A 12146-nucleotide genomic window follows, 5' to 3' on the forward strand; every position below is an offset into this window, starting at 1 on the left:
ATGACGGCGGCTCGCACCTGCCGGAACTACGAGGGTTCGCCGCTACCGCCTGGGCGGCACGGGGATTCGCGCCAGATCCTCGGCGACGACGATTTCCCCGTCGAACTGGGCTCGCGCCTGTTCGAGGTGTTCTTCGAGGGTGCGATAGCGCTGGGAGAAATGGGTGAGGACCAGGGTGCGGACTCCGGCGGAGGCGGCGACCTTTCCGGCCTGACCGGCGGTGAGGTGGCCGTATTCCTCGGCCAGCAGCGAATCCGCGTCGGTAAAGGTGGCCTCGATGACCAGCATGTCGACGCCCTCGGCCAACTCGTAGACACCGTCGCAGAGGCGAGTATCCATGACGAAGGCGAAACTCTGGCCGAAGCGGGGTTCACTCACCTCGTCGAGGTCGACGGTGCGCCCGTCGAATTCGATGCGGCCGGTGCGTTGCAACTCGCCTACGACGGGGCCGGACAGTCCGAGTGCGCGCAGCCGTTCCGGGACGATGCGACGACCGTCCGGTTCGTCGAGCCGGTAGCCGAAGGCCTCCACCGGATGTGACAGGCGGGCCGCGCGGAGCGTGAAAGCCGCATCGGGGGCAGGCATTTCACCGCCCGCGTCAATGGGGCGCGGGCGCAGGTCAGCGGCATGGCGGTAGGCGGTGGAATTACACAGGCGCTGGTAGTACTGCTCACCGGAAGCCGGGTAGTACACATCGACCGCGTGCGGCACCCTGTCGAGACTGATCCGCTGCGCCACACCCGCTAATCCGAGGCTGTGATCGCCATGGAAGTGCGTAATGCCGATACGGGTGATATCGGTGGCCGACACCCCCGCGTAGATCATCTGCCGCTGCGTCCCCTCCCCTGGATCGAACAGCAGCCCCTCACCATCCCAACGCAGCAGATAACCATTGTGGTTGCGCTGTTTGGTCGGCACCTGACTCGCGGTTCCGAGTATGACCAGTTCGCGCTGTGACACGCGCGCCACGCTACCGCGTACCCCGGCGGATGCGCGGTCGGCGGCGCCCGCGCGTTCCGGACAGCGAGCGGCGCGACAATGCAGAAGCGGACACACCTGGGGTCTCGGCGGTTTGCGCGACAGTACCGACCAGGTGGAAGGACGGGCGGCGACACCGACGGTGTGACAATGCGGAACCGGCGGCCACCGGGGGGATGCGACGCTGTTGCGCGAATACCAGCAGGGGGTATGAGGGGCAGGCTGGACAGCGTCGCTAAACTGGCACCGTGGTCGACCGGCAGGCAGCGCGGATGACCGGGTACGCCCGGGCACTGGCCCTGTTCGCCCTGCTCGTCGGGATAGTGGTCATGCACTCCGCGGTCTTCACCGTGGGCCACGGCGGGTCGCACGGCAGTGCCGACGGGACGACGCACGCGATCGCTCCGGTAGCCCACGCGACGGCATTGGTTTCGCATGACGCGACGGCATCGGCCGCGTATGAGACGGCGGCCCCGCACGGGTCAGCGGCGATATCCCGCGAGATCGCCCATACCCCCGCGCCCGTCGACCACCACGACGTATCCACCGCTGCCGCGGCAATCGCGGGCGCAGCGCCCTCGGGCGCGGCACTGGACGCCCCGGCCTGCCCGGATGGCGATTGCGGACCGTCGCACGGCAGTCTGCACGGCTGCGTCTTCGTGCTGACCGCGATAGCGATCGCTCTCGCCCTGGCCGTGCTGCACTGGGTGAGCCCGACCCACCGCGACAACACCCCCGTGCGCTTTCAATGGCGGCGAATCCGCCGTGCACGTCCACCGCCATGGACGGTTCTCTCCTTGGCCGACTTGGCGATTCTGCGTATCTGATGGACCCGGTTTCCGCGTATTACGCACGCGGAAGCGAACTTTCGCGTGTCTCCATCACGATTCCAGCCATCCACAGAGGAGTACGACCATGTTCCCCGATATCCGCGCCACGTCCACCCGTATCAAACTCGCCGCCATCACCGGCATTTCGGCAATCGCGCTGATCGCCGCCGGTTGTAGCGGCGACGATTCCGGTTCGTCCACGCCGAGCACGAATCACGACACCACCAGCACCTCCGCGTCCGCCGCCACGCGCACCGACTTCAACAGTGCCGACGTGACCTTCCTGGAGATGATGTATCCGCATCACGCCCAGGCCGTCGAAATGGCGAAGCTGGTGCCGACCCGCAGCCAGAACCAGCAGGTGGTGGCGCTCGCACAGGCCATCGAGCAGGCACAGGCCCCGGAGATGCAGCAGATCACCACGCTGCTGGTGAGCTTCGGTGAGCCCGCGCCGTCCCAGGACGGTCACGGGGGCGGTCACGGCAGCATGCCGGGCATGATGATGCCCGAGCAGATGACGGCCCTGGAACTGGCGTCCGGCCCGGCCTTCGACAAGAAGTGGCTGGACATGATGATCGAGCACCATCAGGGCGCTGTGACCATGTCGAATACCGAACTGGCCGAGGGCGTCAACCCGGATGCCCGGACCTTGGCGCAGGCCATCGTGGCCGCGCAGCAGACCGAGATCGATCAGATGCGCACCATGCTCACGCAGCTGTAGAGCTCGGACCGACCCCGGGAAATGCGAAGTGGGTGGGTCGTATTCGACCCACCCGCCCGCAGGGGTTCAACGACAGCTAGGCGCCGATGACCGAGTTCATAATGGTGCCCGCGCTGGTGGCGGTCGCCCCGCCGATCATGGCTCCGGCCACCATCTTCGGTGAATCGAGACCGCCGCCGCTCCACTTCTCCCACGCGAATCGACCGCCGCCGTAGGTAATAGCGGTGACGCCCGACAGCAGTACGAACCAGTTGAAGTAGCGGACCAGTTTCATCAGTTTGTCGGCAACGGGCGGCGTTTCCGGCGTCGGATTGCCGATCTGTGCGACGACCGTCGTGACCGTGTCGTGCACTGCGAGGAGCATGCTCACAATCGGTTCCTCTCGAATGCTGAGGTGATGCTGGCGTGCCTGTGACGCTAATCTCGATTATCAGAGCAATTGAACATCACACACGGTGGTGGTGTCTTGACGACACACCACCACCGTGACCTCGGAGATAGAACCGAAAGTTTGCTACTCGGCCGTTTCGGCGGCTTTCCCGGCCTTGCCCAGCAATGAGTGGCGGCGGCCGTAGAGGAAGTAGATGGCGATACCGACGGCCATCCAGACCACGAATCGCAGCCAGGTCTCGACCGACAGGTTGAACATCAACCAGGCGCAGGCCAGCACCGACAGGATCGGCAGCAGCGGCACCAGCGGCACCCGGAAGCCGCGCGGCAGATCGGGGCGGGTGCGGCGCAGCACGATCACGCCCAGCGATACCAGCACGAAGGCGAACAGCGTACCGATATTGACCATTTCCTCGAGCGTGCCGAAGTCCACGAATCCGGCCAGCACGGCACAGACGACGCCGACGATGGCGGTCAGTCGCACCGGGGTGCCCTGAGCACCGGTGTGGGCGAGCTTGCGCGGCATCAGACCGTCACGGGCCATGGCGAACAGCACGCGGGTCTGCCCCAGGTACATGACCATGACGACGGTGGTGAGTCCGGCGAGCGCACCGATGGAGATGAGGTTCTTGGCCCAGTCGACGCCGTGCGCCGCGAATGCGGTGGCGAGGGTGCTGTTCCCCTGGAGTTCGGTGTAGGGCACCATGCCGGTCAGCACCAGCGATACCGCCACGTACAGCACGGTGACAATGGCCAGCGAGCCCAGGATTCCGCGCGGCACATTGCGCTGCGGGTCCTTGGTCTCCTCGGCGGCGGTGGCGACCACGTCGAAACCGATGAAGGCGAAGAACACAATGCTGGCCGCGGCGAGCAGGCCGTACCAGCCGAAGGTGCTGTGGCCCGCGCCGGTGACGAAGGAGAACAGCGACTGGTGCAGGCCCTCCCCGCCGGTTTCGCCCGGCTGCGACTCCGGGATGTAGGGGGCGAGGTTGTCCTTGTCGAAGTACATGAGGCCCACCACGATCACGAGCGCGATGATCGCGAGCTTGATGGCGACTGCCACCGCGGATACCCGCGAGGACAGCTTGGTGCCACGCGCCAGCAGCAGCCCGAGGACGGTGATGAGCAGGACCGCGCCCCAGTCGAAGGAGATCGAGCCGAAGTGCATGATCGGCTCACGCCCACCCATGACCACGCCCAGGTACTGCGACCAGCCCTTGGCAACCACGGCGGCGGCGAGCGCGAATTCGAGAATGAGGTCCCAGCCGATAATCCAGGCGGCGAGTTCACCGAAGGTGGCGTAGGAGAAGGTGTACGCGCTGCCCGCGACCGGGAGCGTCGAGGCGAATTCCGCGTAGCAGAGCGCGGCCAGACCGCAGGCGATGGCGGCGAGGACGAAGGCCAGCGAGACCGAGGGTCCGGCGAGATTGCCCGCGGTGCGCGCGGTGAGTGTGAAGATACCGGCGCCGACGACGACCGCGACACCGAAGATGGTGAGATCCGCGGCGGTCAGTTCTTTGCGGAGTTTGGCATCGGGTTCATCGGTGTCGCGAATGGATTGCTCGACCGTTTTGGTGCGGAACAGGCCGCTTCTGCGACCCGACTCCGGACCGGTCGCATGCCGGTCGGGGCCCGATATCGCCATGTTGTCTCCTATGTCTGGCTTCTCGGCAACAATGCAGTTCGGCGCCGGACGGGTGACCGCCCAGCGCCATAGTTGTTCGCCTACATTGCGACCAGCGGGCACAACCGCCGGTCATGCCCCGATGGCCAGATCCGGTCTCAGCGTGAGACAAGAGTTGTCGGCGTCACAGGAAACCGTATCACTGGTACGTACCAGCTGGTCCAGCAACCGCCGAGTCAACTCGCTCTCGTCATTCCGGCACGCGCTTGGCCGGAATCCACACCTGTCGTGGGTGGTGGATCCCGGCCAAAAGCACGCCGGGATGACGGACTCGGAGCACGCCGGGGTGACGAGTTCGGGAAATGACGAGGTTCGGTCAGGGCACCAACACCGCGCGGCCGCGGATCTGGCCCTTGTCCAACCGTTGAAGTGCTTCCGGTCCATCGCCGAGGTCGAAGCGCTCGACCTCCATATGCAGCTTGCCCGCCTGCGCCAGGGCGACGCAGTCGAAGAGGTCGCGACGGGTGCCGCCCAGGGACTTTCGCACCGAGGCACCCCATGGCCAACCCGGTCCACCGGCCGGTCCGGCGGTGATTTCCGGTGCGCCGCCGCCGATTCCGACCATTCGATACGCACCATTGGGAGCGACGGACTCGACAGCGAGCTTGGCGGTGGCGTCCAGGCCGACGAAATCGAAGACCGCGTCCGCGCCGCGACCGCCGGTCATATCCAGAATCTGTTGGGCGGCAGTGTTATCGGAGAGAATGCCGACATCCGCGCCGCAGTCGGCGGCTAGGTCCAGTTTCTCCTGGGCCACATCCACGGCTATTACCCGGACGCCGCTGATGGCATGCAGTATCTGCAACGCCACATGGCCGAGACCGCCGATACCTATGGCCACGGCAGTCCCGCCGGGACGCAATTGCTCCTTCGCGCCTCGAATGGCGTGGTAGGCGGTGAGAGCGGCATCGGCGACGGGTGCGGCCTGCAGGAAGTCCAGATCGCCGATCGGCACGAACGAAGTCGCCGGAATACGAACGTATTCCGCCATTCCACCCTCGATGGTCAAGCCCGGAGTGGTCGGCATCGCGGTGCGCCCGGCGGCGATGCACACATTCTCATTGCCGCTCACGCACTCTCGGCAGACACCGCAGGTCCAGAACAGGTACACCACACCCCGTTCCCCGATTTCGCGACCGGTGACATCCGCGCCGACGGCCTCGATGGTGCCCGCGACTTCATGGCCGAGGGTGAGCGGATCCTCGCGCAGCCGGACCGGGAAGTTCACCAGGGTCAGGTCGGAATGGCAGACGCCCGCCGCGCCGACGCGGATCAGTAGATCGCCGCGACCGATATCGGGAACGGGGATATCGCGGACCTCCACGGTTTCGGGGCCGGTCCACTGGAGTGCTCGCATGAGAAATTCCTTCGGGGTTCGCAGCGTGATCTGGCGCACACCGTAACACTCGCTATACACTGCGTCTAGCGAATGACTCAATGTCCAGCGAAGGATGTTTCCGTGCCGAAATCCAATGCCACACCGGCCATTGCTCAAAATGAGACTCGAGTCTAGGCTGCCGTCCCATGACTGTTGCGGGTGCGTGTCGCCGCCAACCGAGAATCGCCATCGTGGGTGCCGGGATATCCGGAATCGCCGCGGCCGTCGCGCTGCGGCGGGCCGGATTCGGCGACTTCACCATCTTCGAGAAGGGGCCCGACTTCGGCGGCACCTGGCGCGACAACACCTATCCCGGCCTGGTGTGCGATGTGCCGTCGCGCTACTACCAATTCACCTTCGCCATGAATCCCGAATGGTCGCAGCTATATTCGACCGGTTCGGAGATCAAGGAGTACCTCTGCCGGACGGCACGCACACATGGGCTCGATCGCCGCACCGAATTCCGGACCGAGGTGGTCGGCGCGGAATTCTCCGGTGCCGACTGGCGGGTCACCACCGCACGCGGGGAGGTCGAGCGCTTCGACTTCGTGCTCTGCGCAACGGGATTCCTGCACCATCCGAAGAAGCCGGATATCCCCGGACTCGAGGAGTTCGCGGGGCCGGTCATCCATTCGGCGCGCTGGGACCCCGCCATTGATCTGACCGACATGCGGGTCGGGGTCATCGGCACCGGGTCCACGGGGACGCAACTGGTGGGCGCACTGGCCGGGCAGGTGCCGAAGGTGAGCATGTTCCAGCGGACGCCACAGTGGATTCTGCCGACCATCAATCGCGCCTACTCACCGCTGGCCAAGGCGCTGTACCGGCGGCTACCGGTGCTGGGCAAGGTGGCATACGGCTGCAATCGGGCTACCTTCGCGGCCTTTTCGCAGGGCCTCGTCCATCCGGGGTTGATACGCAGGGTTATTCAGTGGGTGGTGGAGCGGAATCTGCGGTCGGTGCGCGATCCGGAATTGCGACGCAAGCTGACTCCCGACTATCAGGCCATGTGCAAACGCCTGGTGGTATCCGACCGCTTCTACCAGGTGGTGCAGCGGCCGGACGTGGAGTTGGTGACCAGTGGCATCGAGCAGGTCCAGCCGCGCGGTGTGATCACCGCCGACGGTCGCCGCCACGATCTCGATATTCTGGTGCTGGCAACGGGATTCGACTCCCATGCCTATATGCGTCCCATGGCGATTACCGGTACCGATGGCCGCACCCTCGATCAGGCCTGGGCGGAGGGCCCGCGCGCCTTCGAGGGCGTAATGATGCCGGACTTCCCGAATCTGTTCATGCTCGTCGGCCCGCACAGTCCCTTCGCCAACCATCCGCTCACGGCGGTCGCCGAGGCGCAGTCCCATCGCATCGTGCGCTGGTTGAAGCGCTGGCAGGCCGGTGAATTCGACTCCGTCGCACCGACCCGGGCGGCCACCGACCGCTACAACGCGCGCCTGCGGGCCGCCGCCCCGGGCACCATTTGGACCACCGGCTGCCAGAGCTGGTATCTGGGCAAGGACGGACTACCCGAATTGTGGCCGTGGAACCCGGGCGCGTACGAGAAACTCATACGGCGCGCACCGGATCCCGCCGACTACACCGTGTCCCCCGCACAATCGGCCTTCCGGGCCGCGAGCGGGAAGTGAGTTCGCCGTGCTGATTTCATTGATGCGCCTGGGATCTCGACTGGTGGGAGCGTGGTGGTTCGGCCCCGCCCCGGATTGGCCGCGAGTCCGGGCGCGGGTGGTGGCGGGCACCCGGTCCGCGCGTGCGCCACACGGGGTTTCGGCCACCACCGGTGAATTGGGCGGGGTGCCAACCGAAGTCCTCACCGCGGCCGACGCCCCGGCAGATACGGCGGTCCTGTATCTGCACGGCAGCGGTTTCGTCATCGGCGCACCGCGCATGGTGCGGCCACTCACCGGCGCTCTGGCCGCGGCCATGAATACCACCGTGTACGCACTCGACTACCGGCTCGCTCCGGAGCACCCGCATCCTGCCGCCATCGACGACACCCTGGCCGCCTACCTGGCGCTATTGGAGCGCGGCATCCGTCCCGATCACATTGCGGTGGTGGGCGATTCGGCCGGTGGCACGCTATCGCTGGATCTGGCCCTGCGGCTACGCGACGAACAGCTACCCCTGCCGGCGGTGCTGGGACTGATCTGCCCGGTGCTCGACCTGTCGACAGATTCGCTGGCCTTCACCTGCGACGGCCGTCGCGAACCCCTGCTCACCGCCGCCCGCATGCACCAGTTCTTCGACGCCTACCTCCCCGATGTCCCGCAATCGCGCCGTCGCGAACTGTCCCCGCTCCATCGCGATATCACCGGGCTGCCGCCGATCGTGCTGCATTCGGGTGCCGACGACATTCTGGCCGGAGACGCTCGCCGGTTCGCCGATCATGCGGCCGGACTCGGTGCGCCCCTGCGGCATCGGGAGTATCGCGGCCTGTGGCACGTCTTCCATGCCATGCCCATGAAACCGGCTCGCGCGGCCGTCGACGATCTGGCCGCCGCACTCGGATCAGCCCTGCGCGGCCCCCGCACCGATTACCGATCAGGGCAGTAGTCGATGTGCGGCACCGGTCAGCATATCCCGCACCTGTTCGAGGGACTGGTGCAGCAGACACTGGCCGGTCACCGCCCCGAGCACCAATTGCCCCAGCAGAGCGACGATTTCGGCGCGGTCCTCGGCGGTGACGGCCGTGCCGATGGTCTCTTCGAGCCGCCCCAGCACGAGCTCGTAGAGCACCCGGCGCTCCCGATCGGCGGTCGGGTCACCGGAGATGACGGCCGATACCACCGCCGAGGCGAGCGGCATCTCGTGGGCGGTGCGTTCGACGATTTCGGCCAGGAAGGCGGCCACCCGCTCGGCAGCACCGGCCGCGGATTCCGCCGCGACCGCCTCGGGTCGCCACACCGCGGCATTCGCCTGCCGCGTCCACTCCGCCCCGACCGCGGTGAGCAACTGATCCTTACTACCGAAGTACCGGTACAGGGTGGCCCGCGCCACCTGCGAGCGATCGGCGACCGCGTGCATGGTCACCGCCGCATACCCACCCTCGGCCGCGAGTTCCCACGCCGCCACCAACAGCCGTTCGCGCCGTTGCCGCTGACTGTTCTTCAGCGTGTGCACGGTGGTGAAGGTGGCGGGTAACGAGGACATGGGCACATTCTGTCGCACCCGCTCGATCCCATTGCTATCCAGGAGGACCCATGCCCGAACTCGAACCCGCCCCCGCGACCGGTGTCATCGTCACCGGCGCCGCCTCCGGTATCGGCCTGGCCGTCGCGCACGCCCTGGCCGAGGTGGGGCGGCCGGTGGCGCTCTGGGATCTGGCGGGTGCGTCCGCCCGTGCTGCCGCCGCCGCGATCACCGACAACTACGGTGTCGCCGCGATGGGACTCGGTCTGGATGTCACCGATACCGCTGCCGTCGAAGCCGCTGTCGACCCGACACGCTCGGCACTGGGGAGTATCGGCGGGCTGGTGCATGCCGCCGGAATCGTGCGCGCCGAACCGGTCGGCTATCTCGATGCCGAGAAATGGGATGCGGTACTCGATGTGAATCTCCGCGCGCACGCCCTGATCACGCAGGCCGTACTCACTGATCTACAGACCAATCCGGGGTCCGCGATCGTGGGCATCTCATCCATCGAGGCATTCATCGGGCAGGCGTTCATACCGGCCTACTGCTCCTCGAAGGCCGGGCTGCTCGGCCTGACCCGCGCCCTGGCCCACCAGCTGGGCGGCAGCGGCGTGCGGGTGAATGCCATCTGCCCCGGCTTCATCGACACCCCGATGATGCGTGGCAATGTGCCGGAGGAGGTGATCGCGCAGCAGGCCGCGCGTTCGGTCTTCGCGCGCCTCGGCGCGGCCGAAGAGGTGGCCCGCGCGGTGCGTTTCCTCATGAGCGATGAGGCGTCGTTCATTACCGGCACGCACCTGACCGTGGATGGCGGTGTCACCGCCACCGGTGGTCAGTAACCGGTCAGCCCTGGGCGAGTTCGGCGTGCTCATCGAGTTCGAGGTCGATGAACGCGCCGATCATGGCCCGCCACACGGCTTCCGCGACGTCGGGCGCGAGCCCGGCGACCGTCGCGCGTTCGCGCGCCAGCGTCACCACCTGCGCCACGCGGTCGGGAGCACGCACCGCCCGCTCGTCCTTCTTGAAGGTGGCCGCCGTATTGACGAGACCCTGGCGTTGCGCCAGCAGCCGAATCAATTCCCCGTCGAGAGCGTCGATACGGGCACGGACCTGGTCGAGCGATTGTGGAGCAGACACAACCGCCGACCCTAACCCACCGAATCAGGCGAAGGCGCGGGTGATGACCGGTGCCACGAAATCCTCCAGCATGGCGCGTTCGTCGGCCTCGTCACGTCCGGGCGCGGCCAGGAACGACACGATTATGCGAGTCAGCCAGCGCGCCAGGCGGCTGCGCTCCTCGAGATCGGGCACGGCCGGGGCGAAGAGATCGCCGGCGATCGCCTCGATGACATCGGAATCCTGGCTGATCCGGCCGGCCGGACCGGATTCACCCGGACCGAACCAGGCGATCAGGATCGGGTCGGAACGGACCTCCCGAATCGCGGTCAGCATGGCCGTGACAATGAGTTCGGCCGGCTCGGAGATCCCGCTGACCCGCTCGTGCACCCGGGCGGCGATGCGGCGGGTTTCGCGGTGTACGAAGGCGATGTGCACCGCCTGCCGATTATCGAAGTACCGGTAGAGGGTGGCGCGGGAACAGCCCGCCGCCTTGGCGATATCGCCCATACCCACTCCGGCCGGGCCGCGCTCGGCGAACAGTTGCGCGGCCGCGTCCAGAATGCGTTCGGCGGCCAGGTCGGCGCGCTGGTCGGACAACCAGTCGCGGCTCGTACCTTCTCCCTTTGCCATGAACCGCAGATTACGCAGCGGCCCGGAACGGGACACTTACCGGCCACCGCACGTAGTTTCCGGCGGACCATTCGACGCCATCGAGGTCGACGGTGAAGTCCGGATAGCGCGACAGCAGTTCCTCGAGCGCGACCCGGGCCTGCATCCGGGCCGCCGCCGCACCGAGGCAGTGGTGGTGACCGTGGCTGAAGGTCATGATGCGTTTGGGGTTGCGGCGGATATCGAGTTCACCTGCGGTGGGGCCGAATTCGCGCTCGTCGCGATTGGCGGAGCCGTAGAGGAGCAGCACCTTGCGTCCGGCGGGGATGGTGGTGTCGTGCAGTTCCACATCGCGAGTGGTGGTGCGCGCCAACCCCTGTACCGGCGAGGTCACCCGGAGGAATTCCTCCACCGCCTCGGGGATGAGTTCCGGCTGCTCCGCCAGCTGCCGGCGCTGGTCGGGGTACTGGTGCAGTAGCTGTACCGCGCCACCGAGATTGCCTGTGGTGGTGTCGTTTCCACCGGTGATCATGGTGAAGGCGAAGCCCAGGATGGCCAGCACACCCTCATTGTCGCCGTCCTCCCCCAGCCCCGAGGACAGCAGGTGCGAGATGGTGTCGTCGCCGGGTTCGGTGCGACGACGCGCGATGAGTTCGGCGAAGTAGCCGACCATTTCGCCTACCGCCGAGGGCAGTTCGCCACCGGCGGCAATCGTGGCCCCGTCCACCGCACCGCCCACGATGGCATGGGTCCACTCGTCGAATTTGCCCCGATCCGCTTCGGGCACACCGAGATAGTGCGCCACGACCATGGTCGGCAATGGCTTGAACAGCTCGGCGACAATATCCCCGCCCCCGGCCGCCCGCAGTTGTTCCAGGCGTTGCACCACGAAGGCCCGTACCGCCGGTTCCACCGCGTTGACTTGGCGCGGCGTGAATCCGCCTGCCACCCGGCGCCGGAAGTCGGTGTGTTCGGGCGGATCCATGAAGACGAACGGCCGGATCGGAATGGCCGTCCCGATATCCAGATAGTCCACGGTCAGGCCGGAGGCCGAGGAGTACGTCTCCGGATCCCGCGCAGCCGCATAGACATCCGCGTGCCGCGACAGCACGTAGAAGTCATCCGACTCCCGATCCACCGGGATGACCCGGTGCACCGGATCGTGGTCGCGCAGCGCCGCGTACAGCGGCCACGGGTTACGCCACATCTCCCCCGACATCAGCTCGAATCGAACTTCCTGAGACGCCTTTGAACTCATGAATCGACGGTAAGACAAATAATGCGATA

Annotated in this window: 13 protein-coding genes; 5 read left to right on the forward strand and 8 right to left on the reverse strand. The window is 66.6% G+C overall.

The window, feature by feature from the left end:
- Window positions 1-42: 42 nt before the first annotated feature.
- Window positions 43-960 (reverse strand): ribonuclease Z, encoded by a 918-nt coding sequence (locus NU1_RS05285; protein WP_067518364.1) that lies wholly within the window; start codon window positions 958-960, stop codon window positions 43-45.
- A 266-nt stretch (window positions 961-1226) separates the two neighbouring features.
- On the opposite strand from NU1_RS05285, the gene NU1_RS05290 reads away from it, so the two are divergent.
- Both NU1_RS05290 and NU1_RS05295 read left to right on the forward strand, forming a co-directional pair.
- Window positions 1227-1805, forward strand: coding sequence for a hypothetical protein (locus tag NU1_RS05290; protein WP_157551997.1), 579 nt, complete (start codon window positions 1227-1229; stop codon window positions 1803-1805).
- Window positions 1806-1893: 88 nt separating this feature from the next.
- Complete coding sequence (locus tag NU1_RS05295; RefSeq protein ID WP_067517947.1) at window positions 1894-2529, forward strand: DUF305 domain-containing protein; 636 nt, start codon at window positions 1894-1896, stop codon at window positions 2527-2529.
- Window positions 2530-2605: 76 nt separating this feature from the next.
- Here the strand turns inward: NU1_RS05295 and NU1_RS05300 are convergent, their stop codons facing one another.
- The 3 genes from NU1_RS05300 to NU1_RS05310 form a co-directional block, all read right to left on the reverse strand.
- Window positions 2606-2893 (reverse strand): hypothetical protein, encoded by a 288-nt coding sequence (locus NU1_RS05300; protein WP_170264210.1) that lies wholly within the window; start codon window positions 2891-2893, stop codon window positions 2606-2608.
- A gap of 150 nt (window positions 2894-3043) precedes the next feature.
- Entirely contained in the window at window positions 3044-4564 is a 1521-nt protein-coding gene (locus tag NU1_RS05305) for an APC family permease (protein WP_067517950.1), read from the reverse strand.
- Window positions 4565-4919: 355 nt separating this feature from the next.
- Complete coding sequence (locus NU1_RS05310; RefSeq protein ID WP_067518366.1) at window positions 4920-5960, reverse strand: NAD(P)-dependent alcohol dehydrogenase; 1041 nt, start codon at window positions 5958-5960, stop codon at window positions 4920-4922.
- 167 nt (window positions 5961-6127) lie between these two features.
- Between NU1_RS05310 and NU1_RS05315 the strand changes: the two genes are divergently transcribed.
- Together NU1_RS05315 and NU1_RS05320 are read left to right on the forward strand one after the other, a co-directional pair.
- Window positions 6128-7627 (forward strand): flavin-containing monooxygenase, encoded by a 1500-nt coding sequence (locus NU1_RS05315; protein WP_067517952.1) that lies wholly within the window; start codon window positions 6128-6130, stop codon window positions 7625-7627.
- Between the two features lie 7 nt (window positions 7628-7634).
- A complete protein-coding gene (locus tag NU1_RS05320) occupies window positions 7635-8552 on the forward strand; it encodes an alpha/beta hydrolase (RefSeq protein ID WP_067517954.1) in 918 nt (305 codons plus the stop codon).
- On the opposite strand, the gene NU1_RS05325 is transcribed toward NU1_RS05320, so the two are convergent.
- Window positions 8541-9149, reverse strand: a complete 609-nt coding sequence (locus NU1_RS05325; protein WP_067517956.1) for a TetR/AcrR family transcriptional regulator — start codon at window positions 9147-9149, stop codon at window positions 8541-8543. The genes NU1_RS05320 and NU1_RS05325 overlap by 12 nt on opposite strands.
- Window positions 9150-9199: 50 nt before the next feature.
- Between NU1_RS05325 and NU1_RS05330 the strand changes: the two genes are divergently transcribed.
- Entirely contained in the window at window positions 9200-9970 is a 771-nt protein-coding gene (locus NU1_RS05330; RefSeq protein ID WP_067517958.1) for an SDR family NAD(P)-dependent oxidoreductase, read from the forward strand.
- Between the two features lie 4 nt (window positions 9971-9974).
- Here the strand turns inward: NU1_RS05330 and NU1_RS05335 are convergent, their stop codons facing one another.
- The 3 genes from NU1_RS05335 to NU1_RS05345 are packed head-to-tail and all read right to left on the reverse strand — an operon-like array spanning window position 9975 to window position 12117.
- Entirely contained in the window at window positions 9975-10268 is a 294-nt protein-coding gene (locus tag NU1_RS05335) for a chorismate mutase (protein ID WP_067517960.1), read from the reverse strand.
- 24 nt (window positions 10269-10292) lie between these two features.
- The gene (locus NU1_RS05340; protein WP_067518368.1) at window positions 10293-10880 is read right to left on the reverse strand and encodes a TetR/AcrR family transcriptional regulator; all 588 of its coding nucleotides are present in this window, start codon (window positions 10878-10880) and stop codon (window positions 10293-10295) included.
- Between the two features lie 10 nt (window positions 10881-10890).
- Window positions 10891-12117, reverse strand: coding sequence for a cytochrome P450 (locus NU1_RS05345; RefSeq protein WP_067517962.1), 1227 nt, complete (start codon window positions 12115-12117; stop codon window positions 10891-10893).
- Window positions 12118-12146: the final 29 nt, after the last annotated feature.

This window comes from Nocardia uniformis NBRC 13702 (assembly GCF_001613345.1).
Classification (GTDB): Bacteria; Actinomycetota; Actinomycetes; order Mycobacteriales; family Mycobacteriaceae; genus Nocardia; species Nocardia uniformis.